This is a genomic window from Pedobacter sp. T50_32 (assembly GCF_057652195.1).
In genome coordinates this window covers 466,821-490,312 of record NZ_JBYFBY010000002.1, presented here as the reverse complement: position 1 = coordinate 490,312, position 23,492 = coordinate 466,821, and the positions used below count along the sequence as shown (strand labels likewise).

The window sequence follows — 23,492 nt, the reverse complement described above, 5'->3', positions numbered from 1 at the left end:
ACTGAAAACTGCCAACCGAATTAGTTTTTACCCACTAAATGTATTTGAAGTCCAACCGAAACAGGATTTAATAAAGATTCGAACTTAGAATATTTAGCAAAAGTCCTGGTGCTATTCGCATCATTTTGAACTGTTTCCTGACGCTCGTAAGAATAATAAAAATCGATACTAGACTCTGCAAAGATACTCACTTGCCTAGCTACGTTTATTTTTAGTCCCAATATTGGAGATAAAGTACCACCGTTTTTACTTGCAACCGTAGTGTAAGGTGAGTTTAAGCTCGCTGCGTTAAGACGGGTAATATTTCCTCTAAAATTGTTAGATCTAAACCCAAAATCTGCTCCGAAATACGGTTGTACTATAGAATAATTAAAGTTTTTTTCAAAACCCAACTTGATGCTATAGTCATTTAAGTTACCTTTTGCACTTTCACAATTATCACATTGATTGTTAAAAGTGAAATCTTTTTTGCTGAAATAATGGCCACTAATTCTAAAAGCCATTTGGTTATCGTTGATCTTTATAATACCGCCATTTAACCACATCGTTGTATAGTCGTCGGTATTGGTTTGCTGCAAGATTTTCGGTAACTGCATCATGCTGTAACCTTTTACACCAAGGCTGTAATTATAGTTCCCGTCTACTTGTGCAAAAGCAGAGATGCTAATTAATAGAAAGGTAAAAACAAGTATGATCCTATTCATGTAAATGATTATTTGTTGGCAAAAATATAAAATATTTGCGATTACACGGCTTTTTACTGCTATATAGTCTTAATAGTTTTAGGAATGTGTTTGAGTGTTAGTTTGATAAGTAGACTGTTGACAAAAAAACGAAATCTTATTTGGTTAAATGTAGATTTAAAGCCTATTTTTGACGCAAATGGCGTACAAGTTCGTAGATAATTACAGGGAAAAAGGAGCGAGAAAAAAACTGGTAGAAATCTTAAAGGAAAGAGGTATATCAGATGCAAAAGTGCTGAGAGCAATTGGAAAAGTGCCTCGTCATTTCTTTTTTGATGAAACTTTCTGGAATCAAGCCTACAGAGATATCGCTTTCCCAATAGGTGATGGGCAAACTATTTCGCAGCCTTATACTGTAGCTTACCAAACGGAGTTGTTGCATATCCAAAAAGGAAATAAGGTGTTAGAAATTGGTACTGGATCGGGTTACCAAACTTGTATATTGATGGAGCTAGGTGCTGATGTTTATACCATTGAGCGACAAGAAAATTTGTACGCTAGAACCATTAAGGTTTTGCCTGGGATGGGCTATAATGCTAATTTCTTTTTAGGAGATGGTTCTAAAGGTATCGAAGAACGCGCTCCCTACGACAAGATAATTGTAACTGCTGGTGCTCCATTCGTTCCCGAAATTTTGCTTAAACAATTGAAAATTGGTGGTATTTTAGTGATACCGGTAGGCGATGAAAAGTCTCAAAAGATGATTACTGTTATTCGTGTGAGTGAGAATGAATACGATAGGATAGAGCTTGATACATTTAGGTTTGTGCCTTTGGTAGGCGATCAAGCTTGGTAAAGATCATTGCTGGATTGTTGTATTGTAGCTGTGTTTAAATATACGATAGCGAAAATTTTGCTTGTCAGTCTGAGCTTGTCGAAGACTATTGTTGATGTTTCGACGACTTGTTCCGATACTTCGGAAAGCTCAACATGACACGAGCGCTCGACCTTTTCGCTTGCTTTTTTTGTTTATTAAGATTGACAAAGTTTGTAGAGCCGTCATTATTACCGTAGTTTGTTGGCAACAATAAGTTATGCAGTCACTTGCATTTTAAACCCAATTGAGCGGATTAGCCCACAGCGAAGTGAAGCGTTAGCGAAACGTAGCGAGGACTATGAGCGAAAGTGGGACTAACATAAATAGTACCACTTCATAAGCTTTTCTATAAATCAACTGAAGGATCTAAAGGCATCGTTAAACAATGGAACAATACAACAAGCCAACAATATATTAAGGATACAACAAGTACTTTTTCCTCATTTCTTTGTACTTGCTTAAGCCTGGTTCCCAGCTTGCTCTAATTTCGGCTTCGCTTTTTCCGTCAATAATCTGCTGCCTAAAATCGGCCACGCCAATTAACCTTTCGATAGGTAAGAGTTGGTTGCTTAGTTTCGAATCGAAGAAACTCTCTTTTTTAGGAGATGCTTTGTAAAGCTCCATTACCCATTGGATATTGATTTGTCGCGTTTTTCTGAAAATTGAAGTATCGTAATTCCTTAAATCAATTCCGTAGCAAACCTGATCTTTAAACAAAGGCGTTTCTGCCATGCCTTTTATTCCGATAGGTTTGAAAGAAAACTCGTAAATGCCTTTAAAGTATGGCGCTCCCAGTACCGTAAACGGAAATTTGGTGCCTCGGCCTAAGTTCATGTAAATGCCTTCAAATAAACAGGTGCTTGGATACAGCAAAATAGATTGCGCTGTATTTAAGTTTGGAGAAGGGGCAATTGGGAGTTCATAAGGCATATCATGGTTGTACTTTGCATTTTTGATGACCGTGATTTTGCATTTTAGCTTGTCTTTTAACCAACCTTCGCCATTTAACATTTGTGCGTATTCGCCAACTGTTAAGCCATGTGATACTGGAATTGGCTGTATTCCGATACCCGATTTAAACTTAGGGTCTAAAATTGGCCCGTCGATTACGAAACCGTTTGGATTTGGTCGGTCGAATATCATTACCTCTTTGCCGTTGGCAGCACAAGCTTCCATTACACGTTGCAAGGTATTGATGTAGGTGTAAAAACGAACACCAACATCCTGAATGTCAAAAATCATCACATCAATATCGGCAAGGTTTTCTTTGCTTGGCGTGCTTTGCTTTCCGTACAGAGAAACCACTTTTATGCCTGTTTTTTTGTCGATATCGTCGTTCACATGAATACCTGCACTCGCATCTCCTCTAAAACCATGCTCAGGACCAAAAATCTTTACTATTTTTACACCACGTTTAAGCAAACTATCTACAGTAGTTGTTTTACCGATGATGGAGGTAGGGTTAACTACCATGCCCACACGCTTTCCTTTAAGTAATGGAAGGTAAATTTCGGTTTGTTCTGCACCGGTTTTAAACTGCTTGGTGGTTTGGTTTTGCTTAACGGTAGGTTGTGTTTTTTGCATTTTTTTGCTGTTTTGCCCACAAGCGGTGAATGCAAAAGCAACTAAAAAAAAATTCAAGAATAGGATTGATTTGTTCATATTCGGGTTTAGAGTGTTTTTGAGCTAAAAATTAACAATTGATTAGCTATTTGCTAAGGTACAATTTATTGCAAAAAATTGAATATAGAATATTTCATATCGAGTAGGATTTCGTTGAAAGCGGAAAGAACATTTTCTAAGCTAATTGTGCGTATTGCCATTATTGGGGTGATGCTCAGTTTAGCAGTAATGATCCTTTCTGTGGCTATCATCAAGGGATTTAAAACAGAAGTTCAAGATAAGGTTCGTGGTTTTATTGGCGATATCCAGATTTATAGGTATGATTTGAACGGTTCGTTTGAAAAATCACCGTTTATACCTAACGATACCACAATCAACAACCTTAGAAATAACAAAAATATAGCATCCTTTTATCCATTTGCAGCCAAGCCAGCTATTATTGTTGCCAATAGTGAGGTAGAAGGTGTGAATTACAAAGGTATCGACAAGAGTTACGACTGGAGTTATATTAGAAAGCACCTGATTAGTGGAACGGTCATCGATTTTTCTGATAGTACTAAAGCATCACAACAAATACTGATATCGAATTATACCGCTAAACGTTTAATGCTGAAAACTGGTGATAGCTTTGTGATGCATTTCGTACAAAATCCGCCGAGAAAAAGAAAGCTGACTATTGTAGGTATTTATGATATTGGTATTGAAAGTTTAGACAAAGGCTTTGTAATTGGTGACATCGGACTAATTAGACGTTTAAATAACTGGCTACCCCAACAAACTGGCGGGATAGAAGTGCGTATTAAAGATTTTTCGAAGTTAAAACCTGTGTCTGATGATGTTTATTCGAATTTAGAATTGAAACTGCGCTCTAGATCGGTAGAAGAAAGTACACCCGAAATTTTCACTTGGCTATCATTGTTAGATGTAAATACTCAGGTGCTTTTAATACTAATGCTCATTGTGGGTGTAATTAACATGATTACCGCCCTGCTGATTATGATTTTGGAAAGAACTAATATGATTGGAATGCTAAAAGCGATGGGTATGCGCAACAGCAGCATGATGAAGATTTTTCTTTACAATGCGGTGTATTTGGTTGGTATTGGGTTGTTTTTAGGAAATGTTTTAGGGTTGGGATTGTGTTTTCTTCAGCAATACACGCACCTATTTAAATTAGACCAAACAAATTATTATTTAGATTACGTACCTATCGAGGTGCATTTTATTGATGTTTTGTTGCTCAATTTATTAACTATTGTCATTTGTACCTTGGTATTGATTATTCCTTCTATGTTGGTGAGTAGGATCAGTCCGCTAAAGGCGATTAGGTTTAAGTAGTTTAATTACTGTATGACCATATCGTTCGACCTTGATGACTTAATAATACCTGGTGTTAAAACTTTTGACACGGAGAAAATGAACTTTTTTCAAAGAGTTTTTGCTGTTGAAGCGATACGATGTGGAACTCGAGAACTTTTTAAGGAACTGAAAAATAACGGTCACGGTGTTTACATTTATACTACGTCTTTTCGTTCTATAATTAGAATAAAATTGATGTTTTTATCTTATGGGATTTCGGTCGGTAAAGTAATAAATCAGCATATACATAATCAAGTTTTAAGAGAACAAAAGAATAGAACTTCAAAGTATCCTCCTGCTTTTGGTATTGATATTCATGTTGATGATTCGCCTGGGGTTGGGATTGAAGGAGATAGGTATAACTTTACGACCATCATTATTAATGAAAAAGATATTGATTGGCATCGAACAGTTGTTGAAGGTGTAAAAAATAATGCACGTAGCTGTGCGGTATGATTCAAAAGATCCTTCGCTGCGCTCTGGATGACAGGCTATAATACCTTCAAAACTCCCATCTTCAAATCATAAGTAGATAAGGTGATTTTTTTAAGATGAAGTGCTGCTAGAACGTAATCGGTAATTATTGATGCCATAACAATCATATCTACACGCAATGGAATAAGGTTTGGCATAGTTACCCTTTCTTTATGTGTAGCACTAATCAATCTTTTACTTAGCTCATGGTAGGAGCCAGTATCAACAGGCAAATTGGCAACATTGTTAAGATCTATAGATGGATTGATCATAGCACTATAAGTTTCAAACGCACCGGCGGAACCAATAAGCGTTTCTGCCTTGAAATTACTCCCGAAATCGATCAGTTCGGTTAAAGTTTCTTGTAAATGGATATTGATTTGCTGCTGGTCTATTGCGTTAATAGGATCAGATTTGAAGAATTTTTGCATCAGCCTTGCTGCACCAATGTCGAAGCTTTTTTTCCAGTAGAAACCTTCTTCGTCGCAAAATATGAACTCGGTACTACCACCGCCAATATCCATAATTAAAGATCTACCTTTTACGGCGCCACTGTACTTTACGCCTTCGTAGATTAAGTTCGCTTCTTCGTCGCCGTTAATTACCTCAATTGTAATTCCGGTTTCTTGTTTTGCGTTGTCTATAAACTCTTGCCCATTGCTGGCACTGCGTACGCCCGATGTTGCTACAGCTCTAATTTTTGCTACATCGTACTTGTCGAGCGTAGCTCTAAATTCCTTCAAACAGTTAATGCCCCGCTCAAATGCAGCTGGAATAATTCGATTTTCCAACGTGATATCCTCACCTAATTTAACAGGCTTATTGGTTTTATAAATGATATTCATCTCATTACCCACCGTTTCGGCAATAATGAGATGAAAGGTATTGGTGCCTAAATCTATCGCTGCAATTTTCATGTTGACCGCTTTGAGCGGTTAATCTACGAAATCATCTCGCAGCAGCAAAACTAAAGCCGCGCTACTCATTAGCAGCTTTTCCTTCTCGTTGCTCTTTTTCAAGAATATGGTGCCGTTATCAATTAAAGATACCGCACCTACAACCTCACCCTGTTTGTTTTCGAACTGAAAACCAACTGGAATTTTGCTGATAGATTTTGGTTTGGTTTTGATGACAGTTTTAACCGTATAATAATTGTCTTTATCTAACATGATTTTACCAACAATGCCATCTTTGAACATTTCTACTTCGGCGTTGTTTACCTGTAGTTGCCAAGGTTTTTCAGCATCATCTAAATAGATTTGGGCGTAGCAGTTGTTCAATAGGGAGTCTTTTTTTCTGTATCTTTCTGCATCCATTTGCACTTTATCGCTACTGTTAAAGAAAAGGTTGCGGCTTCTCAAGGCATTGGTCATAAAAACTTCGGATGTGCCTGCACTGGCAGAAGCTAAGGCAAAAGTCATTTCGTTCTTTTTCTTATTGCCGCCAACCATTACGGTTTCTTCTCCATTACTGAAACCAAAAGCCCGCTTGTGACTTTTATTCCAAGAACGTTTAATGTACTGGGTTTGGTAATCGGCAAAGCTAACGGTTTGGTTAATGCGCATGCCTTGTGAGCCCTTTACTTTATGTTGTACCAATTCGTTGTTTGGTACATCAATTTGCATTGTGCTGCAAGAGCTTAAAAATAATACGATAAGCCCTAAAAGATGGTAAATTCTAGATTTCATTTTGTGTGTGTTTAATGAACCAAAACTATCTAAAATCATACTACGACGAACGGCGTTTGTCGCTTTTTACATTTTTTAACACATGGTATATACTAAACTCCAAAATTTTCCAGATGATCTTTATGGGAGGTTTTTATGAAACTTGCTAATGATACCAATCCCAATTTAGGAAGATTTTTGTAAAATAAACCCGATAGGAGTGGACACGTAGTGGCAAACCTATGTGTTTGCCAACGAAGTAAAACGGATAGCGGGACTAACATGAATAGGGGTGATTGATTTGATTTTCACCTTTATAAAATACACTAGCTACGTGTGATTATCTGCTTTAGAATGTGCCTCTAAATCTGTATTTTTGCAGAAATATTGACCATATATTAATGAGCACAGCTACTAAATACAATCCGCAAGAAACAGAAAACAAATGGTACAGCTATTGGTTGGAGAAGCGTTTTTTCCATTCAGAGCCAGATGAGCGTGAACCTTATACAATTGTAATTCCTCCACCAAACGTTACGGGGGTGCTGCACATGGGGCACATGCTTAACAACACCATTCAGGATGTATTGATCCGCAAAGCTCGTATGCAGGGTAAAAATGCTTGTTGGGTACCTGGTACCGACCACGCTTCTATTGCTACGGAAGCAAAGGTTGTAGCTATGTTAAAAGAGCAGGGAATTAATAAGGCTGATTTAACACGCGAAGAATTTTTAAAATATGCTTGGGAATGGAAAGAGAAATACGGCGGCATTATTTTAGAGCAATTAAAGAAATTGGGCGCAAGCTGCGATTGGGACAGGACCCGTTTTACGATGGAGGAAGACCTTTCTGATGCTGTAATTGATAGTTTCATTCACCTGTATAAAAAGGGCTTGATTTACCGCGGTTACCGTATGGTTAACTGGGACCCACAGAGTAAAACCTCAATTTCTGATGAAGAGGTAATTCGTAAGGAAGTAAACTCTAAGCTGTACTACATCAAGTATTTTGTTGCTACGGATGTTAGTCAGTATGTAACGATAGCAACTACTCGTCCAGAGACGATCATGGCCGATGCGGCGATCTTCGTAAATCCTAACGATGAGCGTTTCAAACAGTTGGTAGGCCAAAAGGTGCTTATTCCGTTAATTAACCGCGAAATTGAGGTAATGACGGATGAGTATGTAGATATGGAATTTGGAACAGGCTGTTTAAAGGTAACGCCAGCACATGATACCAACGATTACGAACTTGGCTTGAAGTATAACCTAACGCCTTTCTTAGATATTTTAGATGACGATGCCAAACTGAATGAAAAAGCCGAAATTTTAATTGGCGAAGATCGTTTTGTGGCTCGTAAGAAAATTGCCAAGATGTTGGAAGAAGCAGGTAATTTAGAGAAAGTGGAGGATTATAAGTCGCAGGTTGGTTTCTCTGAACGTACTGATGCGGTAATTGAGCCTAAGGTATCGTTACAATGGTTTGTGAAAATGAAAGAGTTTGCACAGCCAGCTTTAGATGCAGTTTTGGATGGTGAAGTAAACCTAATTCCTAACAAATTCGAAAATATTTACCGCCACTGGATGGAGAATGTTCATGATTGGAATATCTCTCGTCAGTTATGGTGGGGACAACGTATTCCAGCTTGGTATTTACCTGATGGAACCTTTGTGATTGCTAAAACGCAAGAAGAAGCTTTCGAGGAAGCGAAATTGAAAGATCCAACTTTACAGGTTTCAGATTTAAAACAAGATGAGGATGTAATGGATACTTGGTTCTCATCTTGGTTATGGCCAATCTCGGTTTTCGACGGTTTTAAAGACCCAGAGAATAAAGATTTTAACTACTATTACCCAACCAATGATTTGGTAACTGGACCAGATATTTTATTCTTCTGGATTGCCCGTATGATCATGGCAGGTAAAGAATTTACAGGCAAAAAGCCTTTCTCTAACGTGTACTTGACAGGTATTGTTCGCGATAAGCTAGGACGTAAAATGTCAAAACAGTTGGGTAACTCTCCAGATCCTGTGGGTTTAATTGACCAATACGGTGCAGACGGTGTTAGGGTAGGGATGTTGATGTCATCGCAGGCGGGTAATGATTTAATGTTCGATGTAGCTTACTGTGAGCAAGGAAGAAACTTCGCTTCGAAGATTTGGAATGCTTTCCGTTTGGTAAAAGGATGGGAGACCGATGCAAGTTTGGCTAATCCTAATGAGCAGGCTATTGCTTGGTTCGAAAGCCGCTTTAGCGAGGCATTGGTAGAAATTGAGCATAATTTTAAACAGTACCGCTTATCGGAGGCTTTAATGGCTACTTATAAATTGGTTTGGGACGATTTCTGTGCTTGGTACCTAGAAATGGTGAAGCCTGCTTATCAGCAACCTGTTGATGCAGCTACCAAAGCAGCTACGGTTAAGTTTTTTGACCAGATATTAAGGTTGTTGCATCCGTTTATGCCTTTCATTACCGAAGAGCTTTATCACGATGAACTGTTTGGCGAGCGCAGCGAAATGGATTGCTGTATTGTAGCAGATTATCCTGTAGTTGGTGCCGTAAACGAGAGTTTGTTAAAAGAAGCTGAGTTGTTAAAAGGTTTAGTGTCGGAAATTAGAAATGTAAGAAACACCCGTCAAATTTCTCCAAAAGAAGCTTTAGAACTGAGCATCAAAGCAAATTCTGAGGTTAATTATAACAATTGGTTAAACATTGTTTATAAACTAGCTAACGTTAGCAAGGCTGATTTTGTAAGCGATAAAGTTGCCGGTGCAGCTAGTTTTATGGTAGGTAAGGATGAGTTCTTTATTCCTTTAAGTCAGAATGTAGACGCTGATGCAGAGAAAGAGCGTTTAACCAAGGAATTGGCTTACTTACAAGGTTTCTTAAAATCGGTAGATGCTAAGTTGAGCAACGAACGTTTTGTACAGAATGCAAAACCAGAAATCATAGAAAACGAGCGTAACAAAAAAGCCGATGCAGAATCGAAAATCGAAATTATCAAAGAGAGTTTAGCAGCGTTATAGGATTTGTTTTTCCTGTATTTGTAATCGGTATTATAAATTTTTAAAGCCTTTCAGTTAAACTGGAAGGCTTTTTTTCTTGCCCTCCCCTCATTTCCTTCTGCAATTTTCTGTGCTCCACGTCCTTCCTGCGTATACGGGAATCGTAAAGTGTTATAAAGTAATTTGAAAGCTTAACAATTGCGGATAAACTTAGCCACAGCATTACGGTCACAGACTAATCCGATAGCTATCGGATCTAGGATGACGGTATAACGAATGGAAGTGCTATAACAAAATCCCTGTATCAACCCTTTTACAAGTAAACCATACTTTTTAAAACAAAACTTAGTTTCTTTATAAATCATTTAAAATTATCAAGTATGAAGAGATTTTTCCTGTTTTTCGTAGCTGCGGCGGCAGTATCGTGTACTAGTAACCAAACCAAAGAAGGATCGGCGGTAACCTCTAATGTTTTCATAGAACAGAAGGTTTCTGAGTTTGTAAAGCAACATCCAGAGTGGACCAGCGGAGATAATACTAATGATGAAATTACTGACAAGTTTCAGCATGAAGTTAAACGTTGGAGTAATGAAGAAGGCTTTTTGAAAGATATGCCTTTGCAATTGAAAGAGTTTAGAGATACTACGCTGAGTGGCCAGAACTTTAAAGTTGGTACTTTTATTGGATATAACGATAACACCAGGCCTCAAGGTTCTTTGTTAAACTATATCCAAATTAAGGTTGATGGCATATTGCCTCCAGATATAGCACAACAGGTTAAAATTGATAGCAAATATACTTTAGATGCAATGTTGTACAGACAAGGTAGTCGTAAAGATGTAAAAATAATTAATGTAGCCGATTTTAAAGGTTACGATTTAGGTGCTTATGTGTTTTCTATAGTGAAAGCAAACCCAATTAAATAACTAATCTTTAGCTTGTTGTTCATCTAAGTGACCAATTATTCCTTTTAGCATAGTTGGTACAATTAGTTTGTGAAGAGGCTTAACGGGTAGAAAATACAATTGCCCTAACCAACTGTGAAACTTAACTACAGTGCTAATGGTTAGGGTTTTTTCGTGCGCATTGGTTTCTGTTGGCTGTAAATAAAGAGATACCCTGAAATCTAAATGTTTATCATTTTCTCCAATAATTACCTCATTTTCATTGCGATGATAAACTTGGAACAAACCTAATCTTTCGCCAACTTCACATTTGAAATTATCTAATTGCTTTTGTCTGTTAACAAAGTTTTCGGGAGTTTTTAATCCCAAACGTTTTACAACAATGTTTCTAACTGTAAATAGTTTATCTATCCATTTTGGGCCGCTACAAAAAAAAGCTTTGCCTACTTTAGTCGAATCAATGTTTGAATGTTGATCCATTAAATTTTCTGCAAAACTGTCGACGTAATCATATTGATGATCAGTTAGTATAGAATTAGGAGGTAAGCTAGCTTTTGTGTTTGCCATCTAATTTTATTTAAGTCTTTCTAGTGTTCCTTTGCGTTTTACAATGTTTTTGTAATCCCATTGAATATCTCTAGCCTTTGTTAACCAACGTTTTAAATCTTCAACGTTGACCTGTTCTACTGATGTGTAACGAGCTTCGGCAGCTTTAAACTTGCCTTCGTTTGTTAAACCTGCTTCATCAAAAGATTGCCCGCTCCAAAAAAGTAAACGAACATTACCTTTTAACTTACTGTAGCCTGCAACAGGATTGCCATCTAAAAACCAAACCGGATGAGCATGCCATATCTTATTTTCTGCTTCAGGCAAACTTTCGTCAATAGTTTTGGCGAGTAAGTCGCAAATGGCTTTGTCTTCAGTAGTTTGTTTGTCGTTATAAGCTTGTACCTCTACGTTCATCGTTTTTGGTTGTTTAAGTATTCATCGGTAAAATGGGTTTTCTGCTGCGGTTTCGCAAACTTATCATTATTATAAGCTTGTGATTTCCCTTTTGGGATAGACAACGATTGCCAACCTTGGCTAGCCAACATTTTACCTAACATTACAATTTGCCCGATATGATAGGGGTAGTGCGCCAATTGTCTGTTAATGGCTTCGGTAACGCTATGCCCTTGGTTGCGAATGTAGATGATCTTCTCTAAATCAGCATCACTCAAAGGATCGATGGCGTTGAACAGACATGCCCAACCCTGTTCCCATTTTTCAATTACTGCTGCTTTTGTACCGGTTTGTGGCTCAAACTCTGCATCTCTGTTTCGCCATTCTTTCTCGCCGTCTGTAGTAAGGAAATCGGTAAAGCGAGAAAGCATATTGCCTGAAAGGTGATTTACAATCATGGCAATACTGTTGCTGTCTTCATTGTATTGCCAAAACAAAGCTTCTTCGGTTAGTTGGTCGAAGGTTTTATCGCCTAGCATTTTGTAGTATTGGAATTGCTTTTTAACGCTATCGAGGTAATTGTTGTTCATTACTGGTGGTTTGTTCTTTTAAAGATAGAGATTATTTACAATTCTCTCTTTGCGTTACTTTGCGAAAACTTCAAAAACCTTTGCGTTTAATTTGTACCGCAAAGAAAAGAGAAGTAACGCTAAGATCGCGAAGTTTTAAGAGGTATCTTTTGTTTCCTAAACCTGATAGTAGCGGATCCCGATTTAAGCATCTGTTTTTATTGCGTTGTAGTACGCTTGCTTGTTGCACTGGTTTCATCGGGAAGAGCGAATTGCAGGGCTTTCGGTTAAAAAGAAAACAGGTTTTGCTTTTCAAATAGAATTAAACATTAATAAGTTAAGATAAATTAAGATAAATTAAGATAAATTAAGTTGTTGCCTTAATGTACCTTCATTTCTTAATGGTTTAAACCTTTTTACTAGATAAACTTTGCTTTTCGAAAAAGAATAATACCTTTGCAGCATCAATAAGGGGTGCCTTGTTTTGTAAGAAACACAAATAAAGGCTGAGATCATACCCATTTTGAGGTGGAAGGTAAAAGGTAAAAGGTGAAAGGTTTAAAACCCTAAGCCCTATGCCCTAAGCCCTTAAACCTTAAATGCACCTGATCCAGGTAATGCTGGCGTAGGGATGGTTTATGAAGTTTAACTAATGTCGGGCGTAACCCCTACAACCGATGGGTTTAACTAAAAAACAACAACAAGTTGAAAAAATTAAGATTTGCAGTTCTAGCTGCATTGCTGTGTCCTTTCGTGGCATTGGCACAGTTCAAAATTTCGGGAAAAGTCTCCGAAGTTAACGGAAAAGCACTTTCTGGTGCGAGTGTAAAGTTAAAATCTCAAGGATTTACCGCTGGAAGTAATTTAAACGGTGTTTACGAATTTACCAATTTACCCGCAGGTAATTACACTGTAGTGGTAAGTTATGTAGGTTTTGCTACCCAAGAAAAGCAAGTAACATTAAACGCTAATGCCGTAGCCGATTTCACTTTACAACAGCTTTCTTTCGTTGCCGATGAAGTGGTAGTAAGTGCCACAAGGGTAGCTAAAAACGCCGCTTTTACTTACAAAAACTTAAGCAAAGCCGATTTAGAAAAAACCAATCAAGGGCAAGATTTACCTTACTTGTTGAACCAAACACCATCTGTGGTTGTCACTTCTGATGCTGGCGCAGGTGTAGGTTACACTGGTATCCGTATTAGGGGTAGCGATGCAACTCGTATCAACGTTACCTTGAACGGTATTCCGCTGAACGATGCGGAAAGTCAAGGTAGCTTTTTTATTAATTTGCCAGATCTTGCATCTTCTGTAGACAACATTCAAATTCAGCGTGGTGTGGGTACATCAACTAATGGCGCAGGTGCTTTCGGTGCAAGTTTAAATATCCAAACTACTACTAGAAGAGACTCTGCCTATGCCGAACTGAACAATACCTATGGCTCATTTGAAACGTGGAGGAACACGGTAAGTGCAGGAACAGGTTTAATCAACAATAAGTTTAGTTTCGATGCCCGTTTGTCGCGTATCAAATCTGATGGTTATGTAGAAAGAGCATCTTCAGATTTGAAATCGTTTTTCGTAACCGGAGCTTACTACGGTAAGAATGATATTTTCCGTGTTAATGTATTTAGTGGCAATGAAAAAACCTACCAAGCTTGGAATGGTATAGACAGAGAAATGCTAAAAACCAATCGTAGGCACAACGATTTTACTTACGATAACCAAACAGATAACTATCAGCAAGACCATTATCAGGCATTTTATACCCGTACTATTACCAAAGATTTGGTAGCCAATGCTGCTTTGCATTATACTTATGGCAGAGGCTATTACGAAGAGTTTAGAAATAAGCAAGCTATGAGGAATTATGCGATAAATCCTATAGAGATATTAGATCCGCTGGGTACAACGGTTGTAAAGACTATAGATAGTACCGATTTGGTTCGTCGTTTATGGCTAGATAATCATTTTTACGGTACAACTTATTCTTTAGCTTACACGCCTGCAAGTAATTTAAACTTCACGTTGGGTGGTGCTTACAATCGTTACGATGGTAAACACTTTGATGAGGTGGTTTGGGCGCAATTTGCTAACTACAACGGTGCAGCGTCAATGCGCCACCGTTATAACGATAACGATGCTTTTAAAAGCGATTTCAATATTTTTGGAAGGATGAATTACCAATTAGATAAATTAAACATCTTTGCTGATCTACAGTACCGCAACATTTTTTATTCTTTTTTCGGAAGGTTAGATGCTAATACCTTTGCACAACAAAATGCTCGTTTAGAGTTTTTTAACCCGAAATTTGGTTTAACCTATAACCTCACAAACAGAAGCAATGTTTACGCCTCTGTTGCCGTGGGTAACAAAGAACCTAATCGTAGAGATTTTGTTGATTCGAACACAGGAACGCGTCCACAGCACGAGAGTTTAACAAACTTCGAGTTTGGTTACAGAAGCGAGCAATCTAATTTTAACGTTGGTGCCAATGGTTTTGCCATGTTGTACAAAAATCAGCTCATCAATACTGGTAAACTAAATGAAGTAGGCGGACAAACACGTCAGAATGTGCCAGATAGTTACCGCATTGGTTTAGAGTTAGACGCTCGCTGGCAAGTTGCAAAAAATTTCTCGTGGACAGCAACAGCAACCCTAAGTCAGAGCAAGATTAAAAACTTTACCGAGTACGTTTACGATGATACCAGAGTTGGCGAACTGCTAACTTTCGATTATCAAAATACCAACATTGCATATTCACCACGTTTTGTAGGGTCTAACGAGTTTGCTTACACCTATAAAAATGCTGGAATAGCGTTGGTAAGCAAGTACGTGGGCGAGCAGAATTTAGATAACACCGGAGGTAAAGATGAAAATGGTAAGGTTGTTCGCGTGTTAGACGCTTTCTTTATCAACGATATCCGCTTAACTTATAACGTAAAAGCCTTCGGTATCAAAAACATTGGCCTAAACTTCTTGGTGAACAATATTTTTAATGTAAAGTATGAAGCTAACGGTGGTGCTGGTGCTTACCTGTCAGATGGTTACTTCGGTCGCTACGAGTATTTTTATCCTCAAGCAACACGTAACTTCTTAGCGAGTTTAAACTTTAAGTTTTAAATTACCCTTGTCAAATTGAGCTTGTCGAAATGTCTAATAGGCTTCGACAAGCTCAGCCTGACAAGTAGATCCGATACTATCGCTGCTTCAATGGCTGTAACAAGTACTCCAAGCCATTCAGCTTAATTTCATAAAGCGTAGCCAGCAGCATTCCCAATTTTCCGGCAGGGAAACCCTTACTCTGGTACCAAACCAAGTAATGCTCTGGTATATCGCACAAAACCCAACCTTTATATTTGCCATAAGGCATTCTCATCACAACAAGCTCTTTCAGTAATTCTGGGTTCATGCGCTAAAGGTATATATTTTTCGAAAAGCAATAACAGTATTTCAGTTAAAGTCATTCCTGTTTTACGTTTCTCCCGATTTAACATCGGGATCCACTTCAACCGGGTTTAAAATGCAACTTTGTTCAACTATTTAAGTTTCTCAGCAATGCGCCAAGTAGAACTATGAACTGAAAACTGCCAACTGATACCTAAATCCTAATCCCTAACCACTAATTCCCAAACCATCACTTTCTTGTCATCGCCAGTAGAAATCAGTTTACTACCATCATGGCTCCAAGCTAATTTATTTACAGAGTGGCTGTGGCCAATATCCATTTTTTCGATACTGAGTATTTTGTAGAGCTTAAAGTTCTCGGCATCCCAAATTTTGATGCTTTTATCTTGGCTTGCAGTAGCAAAATAGGGAAGTGTCGGATGAAAAACGATATCATAAATACCAAACATATGCGCAGCTATGTTTTCTTGCAGTTCGTAGTTGGGCAAACTCCAAACTTTTAGTTGTGCATCTCTACTGCCAGAAATTAGATACTTTCCGTTAGGTTGATAAGCTAAAGAGGTTACAGCTAGCTTGTGTTCGTTAAGTGTTTGTTTCAAAGTGTAATCTTCCGAATTGTAGATGTATATGGAGCTATCCTTGCAGCCAAAAGCTATTTCCTTTTCATCAGGAGAAATTGCAATACACCTCACGGTGTCATGAGAAATTGGCAAACGGTAAATTTCCTTAAAATCGTTTAACGACCAAATGGCAACCGTGCCATCTTCGCTGCTCGTCAGTAATTCGTTCTTATACTTAATAGTTGCCATCCCAAAAATAGGTTTCGGATGTGCATTTACCCTAGCTACAACCTCTTGTTTAATGAAATCAAACACAGAGAATGCACCACTTCGCTCTGCAATAAATAATTGGTTGTTGTAATTGTGTAAATAATAAACAGAACTTTGTACAGGTAGTTTTACCATCACAAAAGCCATCTTCTTCAACGACCATTCTACCACACCTTTATCGTTTCCAGCAGTAAAGAAAATACCTTCTTTATCAGATTTTACTAAAGCATAAACTGGGTTTTGATGTCCGTTAAAAGTGTGTAGGTGTTGTAGCATAGCACAAAAATAATCTTCTAAAATTAATTGATGCAAACAGTTATTGTTTTTTACAAGCCTTTGTCATTCCTAATAAATTTCAATCCTAAAAACAATTTTTGTTTAAATTTGTATTCTAATAACTTAAACAAAATGTGGTGCATTCATGGGTGTCGTCGCTAAATATTCCATTAAAGAACTTGAAGTCTTAACTGGCATTCGGGCAGCAACGCTACGGATGTGGGAAAAACGATACCAAATTATCACGCCATTACGCACCGTAACAAATATCCGTTTTTACGGAAATTCACACCTAAAATTACTACTGAATGTAAATATTCTTAACCGAAACGGCATCAAAATATCACATATTGCCAAAATGAACTCGGCTGAAATTGCCGAAAAGGTGAAGGATTTGAGTTTCGTAAAAACCGGTGATGATGATCTTTTCGATGGCTTAATGCTCAGCATGATCGATCTAGATGAGACCTTATTTCATCAGGCATTTTATAAAGCAGTAGCCCGGTTAGGTTTCGAAGACACCATCAATCGCATCATTTTTCCGTTCTTCAGCAGAATTGGAATTATGTGGCAGGTAGATTCGATTAATCCAGCGCAAGAACATTTCATCAGTAATATGGTGCGCCAAAAGTTAATTGCTGCTATAGATAACGCCACTACAAAGCTCGGTGTTTCTGCTAAAAAGGTGCTCATGTTTTTGCCCGAAAGTGAGCTTCATGAGCTTGGTATGCTGTTCCTAAATTATTTGCTCAAGAACAAAGGTTATCGAACCATTTATTTAGGACAGGCAGTTCCGTTAACAGACTTGCCTAAAATTCTGGAGATTAGCGATCCGGATATTTTGGTAACAAATGTTTCAAATTCAATGTCGATAGGAGATATTACAACCTTTGTAAATAAATTCAAGCTCGTTCCCAGCACTAAAAAGGTCTTTATAGCCAGTGCGGGTATTTATGAGGAACGGCCAGAATTACCATCTAATTTCAAAATATTCGAAAGTCTAAAGGATTTAGCTGCTGAGTTATAAAACTATTCCCGTATCTTAATGTTGCCTAATTATCCCATCATCTGTGAAACTGAATTGTAACATTTTGTTTTGTTTAATTTTTTAATAGAAAACTTAAACAAAATAGATGTATGTTTGTTGTACACCCAAAGATGATGCGTAAAACTTCCACCCACACTGTAATTATTGGAGCAGGCTTTGCAGGTTTAAGTGCGGCTATCACTTTGGCAGATAAAGGTCATGGGGTAACCGTTGTAGAAAAAAACAACGAAGTTGGAGGTAGAGCCAGAGTTTTTAAGAAAGACGGTTTTACCTTCGACATGGGGCCTAGTTGGTATTGGATGCCAGAAGTGATGGAGAAGTTCTTTAATCAGTTCGGTAAATCGACATTAGATTATTTTGAGCTCAAACGTCTCGATCCATCTTATCAAGTCATTTATGGTAAAGACGATATACTTTCTGTACCTGCCGATTATCAGTCATTAAAAGCCGCTTTTGAAGAAATTGAAGAGGGAAGTTCTGTTCAATTAGATAAATTTCTAGCAGAGGCGGAATATAAATATGAAGTAGGTATTAACGAGTTTGTGCACAAGCCAGGCTTAAGCATCCTGGAATTTATGGATTTGAAAGTGATGAAAGCAGCTTCTAAATTAGATTTGTTGCAGTCATTTGCTAAACACGTCCGTCGTTATTTCAAATCACCCAAGTTATTGCAGTTGTTAGAGTTTCCGGTATTATTTCTTGGAGCTGTTCCCAAAAATATCCCTGCTTTGTACAGCATGATGAACTATGCCGATATCAAACTAGGAACATGGTATCCGATGGGAGGTTTTGGTAAGTTGGCAGAAGCTATGCACCTATTAGCGCTAGAGAAAGGCGTGGAATTTAAAACTGGCACTGCTGTCAATTCGATTGAAGTGTTGGGAAGCAAAGCCAAAAAAGTAATTACAAGCGAAGGAGAAATAGAAGCGGATTTTGTAATTGGTGCAGGAGATTATCATCACATCGACCAACATTTATTGCCAAAATCATTAAGAAACTACTCTGAAAATTATTGGGATAAACGCGTAATGGCACCTTCATGCCTATTATATTATATAGGTGTAAATAAGAAACTACCTCAACTGCAGCATCACAATCTGTTTTTCGAAACTGATTTTGATACACATGCAAAAGCCATCTACGAGACGCAAGAATGGCCAGAAAATCCGCTGTATTATGTGTGCTGCCCATCTAAAACAGATGCCTCTGTTGCTCCAGAAGGAATGGAAAACTTGTTTATGCTTATTCCTGTAGCACCAGGTTTGCAAGATACGGAAGAAATACGGGCCAAGTATTTCGATGAATTGGTAGAAAGGTTAGAGGGTTTCTGTGGAGAAAAGTTCAAGGATAACATCGTTAGCAAAACCACTTACGCCTATACCGATTTTGTGAAAGATTACAACGCTTTCAAAGGCAATGCCTACGGATTAGCAAATACCTTAGGGCAAACTGCGGTTTTAAAACCGTCTATCAAAAATAAGAAAGTAGAGAATTTGTACTATACCGGTCAACTCACTGTTCCAGGTCCAGGTGTGCCCCCAGCCATCATTTCCGGACAAGTGGTAGCCAATTATATCGTTAAGCACCAAAAATAATTATGAAGGCACTGTTCGACCAGGTTTCTGCTAAATGCAGCCAAATTACCACCCAAAAATATAGTACTTCCTTTTCGTTGGGGATTAAGTTCCTGTCACCAACTATTCGTCCAGCTATTTTTGCGATTTATGGCTTCGTAAGGTTGGCAGATGAAGTAGTAGACTCTTTTCATGATTATGACAGAAAAGGTTTGTTGGTTCAACTAAAAGCAGAAACTTATGCTGCATTGGAGAGTAAAATAAGCCTAAACCCAATTATCAATAGCTTTCAGCAGGCAGTTCATCAATACAAAATAGATGTAGAGCTAATTGAGGCTTTTTTAGATAGTATGGAGATGGATTTGGATAAGCAAGTTTATACAAAGCAATTGTACGACAAGTACATTTTTGGCTCGGCGGAAGTGGTTGGTTTAATGTGCTTAAAAGTGTTTTGCAATGGCGATGCCGATGAATATAATCACTTGCGTCACTCAGCAATGAAGTTAGGTTCTGCTTTCCAAAAAGTGAATTTCTTGAGAGATGTTAAAGCAGACCATTTTGAATTAGGTAGGATGTACTTCCCTAATATGGATTTCAATTGCTTTACTGAAGAAGACAAAGCGCTGATTGAAGAAGAGATAAAAACCGAGTTCGACGAAGCTTTGAAGGGGATTGTAAAATTGCCGCGATGCGCTAAAAAGGGCGTATATTTGGCCTATATTTATTACAAATCACTATTTAGAAAAATACAGGAAATACCTGCTAAGCACATCATGGAAAAAAGGGTGCGAGTACCCGATTTTCAAAAGGCGTTGCTCATGTTAAACACCTTTTTTGTGCCGCAGGCTCCAGAAAGATTATCAGCAAATGTGGGCTAAACCAGTTTTATTATTTATTTCAACGCTTTTTTTTCTCTCCGCCGACCATTCTAAGCAAAACATTAGAACAATGTATGCCAAATCGGTAGAAAGTAAACAAACTGCAATAAATCTACTTGCCGTATTGGAAAAACAGGAACAAAGTGCTTTTGTAATTGGTTATGCTGGGGCTACTAAAATGATTATGGCAAAACATGTTTTCAATCCAATCACAAAGCTAAATTACTTTAACGCTGGCAAAAAGATGTTGAACAAAGCCATCGCAAAGGATAACAATAATGTAGAATTGGTGTTCTTAAGATATGCAACGCAGGTTTCTGCTCCTTCGATATTGGGATATAACGGTCACATCGACACAGATAAAAAGCAAATCCTTAAAGGATTGAACAATGATAAAATAGACGAACAATTGGCGAAAACCATTATATCGTTTATGAAAAAACAAGAATTAACACCTGAGGAAAAACAACAATTAACTGGCGTTGCCAAATGATAGAAGAAGTAATTTTAGTAGATAGAGAAGATAGGGAGATTGGTTTGATGGAGAAGATGCAGGCACATCGCGAAGTAAAACTTCATCGTGCTTTTTCTGTTTTTTTATTGAATGATAAAGGCGAAGTGCTGTTGCAGCAGCGAGCTTTAGATAAATACCACTGTGGTGGCATGTGGACGAATGCTTGTTGCAGTCACCCGAGAGTGGGAGAGACCTTACAAGCTGCGGTTGATAGACGTTTGCAAGAAGAAATGGGCATTACTTGCGAAACCAATTGGGTGTACAGCTTCATTTATAAAGCCGATGTTGGCGAAGGTTTGTTTGAGCATGAGTTTGACCACGTGTTTTTCGGGAGATTTTCTGATGAACCAAAGCCAGATGCAAATGAAGTGTCTGACTGGGCGTATGTTAGCTTGGAAGAGTTGAAATCAGACGTAGAAGCTAATCCAACAAAATACACACCCTGGTTTAAAATCATTTTGGCAGAGGTGTTGGATAAAGACATTTTGAATAAAGTTGCTTAATGAAGAAATACCAGTTATATCGCGAAACTATATTGCCAATCACCATGTTAGCAGCTTGGGATTTCTTCAGCAATCCGGCAAATCTTTCTGAAATTACACCTGCAGAAATGGATTTTAAGGTGGTTACCAAAAATCTGCCTCAGCATATCCATAATGGTTTGATTATCGATTATGTAGTTAGGCCTTTAGCTGGTGTACCTTTAAAATGGAAGAGCCAAATTAGTTCGGTAAATGCGCCATATTCATTTGTAGATGAACAATTGAAGGGACCTTATGCTTATTGGCACCACGAGCATACCTTTGAAGAAAAAGATGGAAAGGTGTTGATGAAGGATAAAGTGACTTATGGAGTGCCTTTTGGTGTTTTAGGTAGGTTAGCGAATACGTTGATTGTACGCAAGAAGTTAGAACAGATTTTCGATTTTAGAACGAAGATAATACTGGATGTCTTTAAAAAGGATGAACAATGATTTGGATAATTATAGCTTGTGTTATAGGTACTTTCATTGTGATGGAATCGGTGGCTTGGCTAGCACATAAGTACTTGATGCACGGTTTTTTATGGTATTTGCATAAAGACCACCACAAGAAAGATGATGGACAAGTTTTGGAGAAGAATGATTTCTTTTTTGTGCTTTTCGCTACGCCGGCTATCATTTTGTTTCTTGTTGGTTCTATATACGGCAATGTAATTATGATGTCTGTAGCTGGCGGAATTACGTTGTATGGCTTTTGCTATTTTATGGTACATGATATTTTCATCCACCAAAGGTTTAAATGGTTCAGAAACACCAATAACATCTACTTAAAAGCTATTAGAAGAGCTCATAAAATGCATCATAAACATTTGGGTAAACACGATGGCGAATGCTTTGGTATGCTTTGGGTGCCTTTTAAATACTTTCGCGAAGCTTACCGTCAACAAAAAATGCAGCAACAAAAATCATGAAACAGTACACCTATCTACTCGTTAACTTTTTCTCGGTAATTGTTCCTTTTATTGCTTCTTTTCATCCCAAGTTGATGTTTTGGAAGAATGTTAAAGCCTTTTTGCCTGCAAATATCATTACCACAGTTTTGTTTTTAATATGGGATGTTTGGTTTACCGATAAAGGCGTGTGGGGCTTCAATCCTGATTATGTAGTCGGTGTTTTTATTTGGGGCTTGCCAATTGAGGAAATCCTGTTTTTCCTTTGTATTCCCTACGCTTGCTTATTCTCTTATCACTGTTTTGGTGTTTGGAAGGAATTGGGTTTACGAACTTATTCCACTAAAGCAATTTCGATAGTTTTAGTCCTTTTTGGGATAGTAATGCTGTCGCTGTTTTACAATAAGATGTATCCGATGATGAATTTCATTGTGTTTATTCTGTTAATTGCTTATTTGGCGTTCATCAAAAAGCCTAGTTGGTTAGGTCAGTTCTATTTCACGTACCTCATCATGATAATCCCTTTCTTGATTGTAAACGGTGTTTTAACGGGAACAGGCTTAGATGCACCAATTGTTTGGTATAACCCAGACGAAATTATCGGTATCCGTATTAGAACTATTCCTTTTGAAGATGTTTTTTACGGAATGAGCTTGATTGGACTGAATATTTTGCTGTATGAAGGTTTCTTGCTTAGGCTGAAATACAGTAGGGGAGTTTAGTTTTAGTGTTAGAAACCATATAAGAAATGTAAGTTCATCTAAGCTTATGTTTCTTAAATTTCTTATATGGTTAATTGGTTTTCGTTGATTTACTTATGCCTCTTCTCTAAGTTCTCTGCAATATCCTTCAAACTCAATCCTTTTTCCTTCAATAAAAATGTCAAGTGAAACAATAAGTCAGAAGCTTCGCCAATTAAATTCTCTCTAGTTTCTGCTAAAGCAGCAATTACTGTTTCAACACCTTCTTCACCAACTTTTTGCGCAATCTTGTTTAAACCCTTTTTACGCATCTTGTTAATATAAGAACCCTCTACAGGGTTTTCGTATCTATCGTTGATGATGTTCTCCAACTCGAAGATGAAGTTCTGGTTGTATTCAGTTTTAAAGCAGCTACGAGAACCTGTATGGCACGTTGGTCCTACTGGGTTAGCTTTTATCAAGATGGTGTCGTTGTCGCAATCAATAGCGATAGACTGCACAAATAAGAAGTTGCCACTTTCTTCGCCTTTGGTCCACAAACGGTTTTTAGAGCGAGAAAAGAAAGTGACTTTGCCTTCTTGTTGCGTTTTATCGAAAGCTTCAGCGTTCATGTAGCCCAACATCAAAACTTCTAAAGTTTGGTTGTCTTGAACTACCGCAGGTACTAAGCCATCGGTTTTGGTAAAATCTATTTGGGTAGTGTTTATATTGCTCATTTGTTTGTTTAATAT

Annotated in this window: 24 protein-coding genes; 14 read left to right on the top strand and 10 right to left on the bottom strand. The window is 37.8% G+C overall.

Going from position 1 to position 23,492, the window contains the following annotated elements; translation table 11 throughout:
- Positions 1-20: 20 nt before the first annotated feature.
- Entirely contained in the window at positions 21-704 is a 684-nt protein-coding gene (locus AC23ME_RS07515) for a hypothetical protein (RefSeq protein ID WP_487727141.1), read from the bottom strand.
- A gap of 178 nt (positions 705-882) precedes the next feature.
- Between AC23ME_RS07515 and AC23ME_RS07510 the strand changes: the two genes are divergently transcribed.
- A complete protein-coding gene (locus AC23ME_RS07510; RefSeq protein WP_487727140.1) occupies positions 883-1,539 on the top strand; it encodes a protein-L-isoaspartate(D-aspartate) O-methyltransferase in 657 nt (218 codons plus the stop codon).
- 435 nt (positions 1,540-1,974) lie between these two features.
- Here the strand turns inward: AC23ME_RS07510 and AC23ME_RS07505 are convergent, their stop codons facing one another.
- Positions 1,975-3,144 carry an exo-beta-N-acetylmuramidase NamZ family protein gene (locus AC23ME_RS07505; protein ID WP_487727139.1) on the bottom strand — a complete coding sequence of 390 codons (1,170 nt, stop codon included), beginning with the start codon at positions 3,142-3,144 and terminating at the stop codon, positions 1,975-1,977.
- Between the two features lie 156 nt (positions 3,145-3,300).
- On the opposite strand from AC23ME_RS07505, the gene AC23ME_RS07500 reads away from it, so the two are divergent.
- Positions 3,301-4,521 carry an ABC transporter permease gene (locus AC23ME_RS07500; RefSeq protein ID WP_487727138.1) on the top strand — a complete coding sequence of 407 codons (1,221 nt, stop codon included), beginning with the start codon at positions 3,301-3,303 and terminating at the stop codon, positions 4,519-4,521.
- A gap of 12 nt (positions 4,522-4,533) precedes the next feature.
- Positions 4,534-4,998: a hypothetical protein gene (locus AC23ME_RS07495; RefSeq protein ID WP_487727137.1), complete on the top strand. Its 465-nt coding sequence runs from the start codon at positions 4,534-4,536 to the stop codon at positions 4,996-4,998.
- Between the two features lie 35 nt (positions 4,999-5,033).
- Here AC23ME_RS07495 and AC23ME_RS07490 read toward each other — a convergent pair whose 3' ends face one another.
- Positions 5,034-5,933, bottom strand: coding sequence for a Ppx/GppA phosphatase family protein (locus AC23ME_RS07490; RefSeq protein WP_487727136.1), 900 nt, complete (start codon positions 5,931-5,933; stop codon positions 5,034-5,036).
- Between the two features lie 18 nt (positions 5,934-5,951).
- A complete protein-coding gene (locus AC23ME_RS07485) occupies positions 5,952-6,704 on the bottom strand; it encodes a hypothetical protein (protein WP_487727135.1) in 753 nt (250 codons plus the stop codon).
- A gap of 380 nt (positions 6,705-7,084) precedes the next feature.
- Here AC23ME_RS07485 and AC23ME_RS07480 point away from each other — a divergent pair, with 380 nt between their 5' ends.
- Positions 7,085-9,709, top strand: coding sequence for a valine--tRNA ligase (locus AC23ME_RS07480; protein WP_487727134.1), 2,625 nt, complete (start codon positions 7,085-7,087; stop codon positions 9,707-9,709).
- A 359-nt stretch (positions 9,710-10,068) separates the two neighbouring features.
- Positions 10,069-10,614, top strand: a complete 546-nt coding sequence (locus AC23ME_RS07475) for a hypothetical protein (RefSeq protein ID WP_487727133.1) — start codon at positions 10,069-10,071, stop codon at positions 10,612-10,614.
- Here the strand turns inward: AC23ME_RS07475 and AC23ME_RS07470 are convergent, their stop codons facing one another.
- The 3 genes from AC23ME_RS07470 to AC23ME_RS07460 are packed head-to-tail and all read right to left on the bottom strand — an operon-like array spanning position 10,615 to position 12,125.
- Entirely contained in the window at positions 10,615-11,160 is a 546-nt protein-coding gene (locus AC23ME_RS07470; protein ID WP_487727132.1) for a DUF2867 domain-containing protein, read from the bottom strand.
- Positions 11,161-11,166: 6 nt separating this feature from the next.
- Complete coding sequence (locus AC23ME_RS07465) at positions 11,167-11,556, bottom strand: DUF1801 domain-containing protein (RefSeq protein WP_487727131.1); 390 nt, start codon at positions 11,554-11,556, stop codon at positions 11,167-11,169.
- Complete coding sequence (locus AC23ME_RS07460; protein ID WP_487727130.1) at positions 11,553-12,125, bottom strand: DUF1572 domain-containing protein; 573 nt, start codon at positions 12,123-12,125, stop codon at positions 11,553-11,555. Before AC23ME_RS07460 ends, AC23ME_RS07465 begins: the two co-directional genes overlap by 4 nt.
- A gap of 684 nt (positions 12,126-12,809) precedes the next feature.
- Here AC23ME_RS07460 and AC23ME_RS07455 point away from each other — a divergent pair.
- A complete protein-coding gene (locus tag AC23ME_RS07455) occupies positions 12,810-15,224 on the top strand; it encodes a TonB-dependent receptor (protein WP_487727129.1) in 2,415 nt (804 codons plus the stop codon).
- 76 nt (positions 15,225-15,300) lie between these two features.
- Here the strand turns inward: AC23ME_RS07455 and AC23ME_RS07450 are convergent, their stop codons facing one another.
- Both AC23ME_RS07450 and AC23ME_RS07445 read right to left on the bottom strand, forming a co-directional pair.
- On the bottom strand, positions 15,301-15,513 hold the full coding sequence (locus tag AC23ME_RS07450) for a DUF3820 family protein (protein WP_487727128.1): 213 nt from the start codon (positions 15,511-15,513) through the stop codon (positions 15,301-15,303).
- A gap of 196 nt (positions 15,514-15,709) precedes the next feature.
- Positions 15,710-16,615, bottom strand: coding sequence for a WD40 repeat domain-containing protein (locus AC23ME_RS07445; RefSeq protein WP_487727127.1), 906 nt, complete (start codon positions 16,613-16,615; stop codon positions 15,710-15,712).
- A 145-nt stretch (positions 16,616-16,760) separates the two neighbouring features.
- Between AC23ME_RS07445 and AC23ME_RS07440 the strand changes: the two genes are divergently transcribed.
- The 8 genes from AC23ME_RS07440 (at position 16,761) to AC23ME_RS07405 (ending at position 22,782) form a co-directional block, all read left to right on the top strand.
- A complete protein-coding gene (locus AC23ME_RS07440) occupies positions 16,761-17,642 on the top strand; it encodes a MerR family transcriptional regulator (protein WP_487727126.1) in 882 nt (293 codons plus the stop codon).
- Positions 17,643-17,752: 110 nt separating this feature from the next.
- Positions 17,753-19,258 (top strand): phytoene desaturase family protein, encoded by a 1,506-nt coding sequence (locus AC23ME_RS07435; RefSeq protein WP_487727125.1) that lies wholly within the window; start codon positions 17,753-17,755, stop codon positions 19,256-19,258.
- Positions 19,259-19,260: 2 nt separating this feature from the next.
- Entirely contained in the window at positions 19,261-20,115 is an 855-nt protein-coding gene (locus AC23ME_RS07430) for a phytoene/squalene synthase family protein (RefSeq protein WP_487727124.1), read from the top strand.
- Positions 20,116-20,185: 70 nt separating this feature from the next.
- Entirely contained in the window at positions 20,186-20,608 is a 423-nt protein-coding gene (locus AC23ME_RS07425; protein WP_487727123.1) for a hypothetical protein, read from the top strand.
- The gene (idi, locus tag AC23ME_RS07420) at positions 20,605-21,132 is read left to right on the top strand and encodes an isopentenyl-diphosphate Delta-isomerase (protein WP_487727122.1); all 528 of its coding nucleotides are present in this window, start codon (positions 20,605-20,607) and stop codon (positions 21,130-21,132) included. The genes AC23ME_RS07425 and idi overlap by 4 nt, the downstream gene beginning before the upstream one ends.
- Positions 21,132-21,602, top strand: coding sequence for an SRPBCC family protein (locus AC23ME_RS07415; RefSeq protein WP_487727121.1), 471 nt, complete (start codon positions 21,132-21,134; stop codon positions 21,600-21,602). The genes idi and AC23ME_RS07415 overlap by 1 nt, the downstream gene beginning before the upstream one ends.
- The gene (locus AC23ME_RS07410) at positions 21,599-22,081 is read left to right on the top strand and encodes a sterol desaturase family protein (protein ID WP_487727120.1); all 483 of its coding nucleotides are present in this window, start codon (positions 21,599-21,601) and stop codon (positions 22,079-22,081) included. The genes AC23ME_RS07415 and AC23ME_RS07410 overlap by 4 nt, the downstream gene beginning before the upstream one ends.
- Entirely contained in the window at positions 22,078-22,782 is a 705-nt protein-coding gene (locus tag AC23ME_RS07405) for a lycopene cyclase domain-containing protein (RefSeq protein ID WP_487727119.1), read from the top strand. Before AC23ME_RS07410 ends, AC23ME_RS07405 begins: the two co-directional genes overlap by 4 nt.
- A gap of 89 nt (positions 22,783-22,871) precedes the next feature.
- On the opposite strand, the gene hisIE is transcribed toward AC23ME_RS07405, so the two are convergent.
- Positions 22,872-23,477, bottom strand: a complete 606-nt coding sequence (gene hisIE / locus AC23ME_RS07400; RefSeq protein ID WP_487727118.1) for a bifunctional phosphoribosyl-AMP cyclohydrolase/phosphoribosyl-ATP diphosphatase HisIE — start codon at positions 23,475-23,477, stop codon at positions 22,872-22,874.
- Positions 23,478-23,492: the final 15 nt, after the last annotated feature.

Coding starts and splice junctions, on each gene's coding strand:
- AC23ME_RS07440 (WP_487727126.1), top strand. CDS start 16,761: ATGGGTGTCGTCGCTAAATATTCCATTAAAGAACTTGAAGTCTTAACT.
- AC23ME_RS07435 (WP_487727125.1), top strand. CDS start 17,753: ATGTTTGTTGTACACCCAAAGATGATGCGTAAAACTTCCACCCACACT.
- AC23ME_RS07450 (WP_487727128.1), bottom strand. CDS start 15,513: ATGAACCCAGAATTACTGAAAGAGCTTGTTGTGATGAGAATGCCTTAT.
- AC23ME_RS07475 (WP_487727133.1), top strand. CDS start 10,069: ATGAAGAGATTTTTCCTGTTTTTCGTAGCTGCGGCGGCAGTATCGTGT.
- AC23ME_RS07445 (WP_487727127.1), bottom strand. CDS start 16,615: ATGCTACAACACCTACACACTTTTAACGGACATCAAAACCCAGTTTAT.
- AC23ME_RS07460 (WP_487727130.1), bottom strand. CDS start 12,125: ATGAACAACAATTACCTCGATAGCGTTAAAAAGCAATTCCAATACTAC.
- AC23ME_RS07430 (WP_487727124.1), top strand. CDS start 19,261: ATGAAGGCACTGTTCGACCAGGTTTCTGCTAAATGCAGCCAAATTACC.
- AC23ME_RS07515 (WP_487727141.1), bottom strand. CDS start 704: ATGAATAGGATCATACTTGTTTTTACCTTTCTATTAATTAGCATCTCT.
- AC23ME_RS07415 (WP_487727121.1), top strand. CDS start 21,132: ATGAAGAAATACCAGTTATATCGCGAAACTATATTGCCAATCACCATG.
- AC23ME_RS07470 (WP_487727132.1), bottom strand. CDS start 11,160: ATGGCAAACACAAAAGCTAGCTTACCTCCTAATTCTATACTAACTGAT.
- AC23ME_RS07480 (WP_487727134.1), top strand. CDS start 7,085: ATGAGCACAGCTACTAAATACAATCCGCAAGAAACAGAAAACAAATGG.
- AC23ME_RS07505 (WP_487727139.1), bottom strand. CDS start 3,144: ATGCAAAAAACACAACCTACCGTTAAGCAAAACCAAACCACCAAGCAG.
- AC23ME_RS07485 (WP_487727135.1), bottom strand. CDS start 6,704: ATGAAATCTAGAATTTACCATCTTTTAGGGCTTATCGTATTATTTTTA.
- AC23ME_RS07490 (WP_487727136.1), bottom strand. CDS start 5,933: ATGAAAATTGCAGCGATAGATTTAGGCACCAATACCTTTCATCTCATT.
- AC23ME_RS07495 (WP_487727137.1), top strand. CDS start 4,534: ATGACCATATCGTTCGACCTTGATGACTTAATAATACCTGGTGTTAAA.
- idi (WP_487727122.1), top strand. CDS start 20,605: ATGATAGAAGAAGTAATTTTAGTAGATAGAGAAGATAGGGAGATTGGT.
- AC23ME_RS07410 (WP_487727120.1), top strand. CDS start 21,599: ATGATTTGGATAATTATAGCTTGTGTTATAGGTACTTTCATTGTGATG.
- AC23ME_RS07465 (WP_487727131.1), bottom strand. CDS start 11,556: ATGAACGTAGAGGTACAAGCTTATAACGACAAACAAACTACTGAAGAC.
- AC23ME_RS07510 (WP_487727140.1), top strand. CDS start 883: ATGGCGTACAAGTTCGTAGATAATTACAGGGAAAAAGGAGCGAGAAAA.
- AC23ME_RS07425 (WP_487727123.1), top strand. CDS start 20,186: ATGTATGCCAAATCGGTAGAAAGTAAACAAACTGCAATAAATCTACTT.
- hisIE (WP_487727118.1), bottom strand. CDS start 23,477: ATGAGCAATATAAACACTACCCAAATAGATTTTACCAAAACCGATGGC.
- AC23ME_RS07405 (WP_487727119.1), top strand. CDS start 22,078: ATGAAACAGTACACCTATCTACTCGTTAACTTTTTCTCGGTAATTGTT.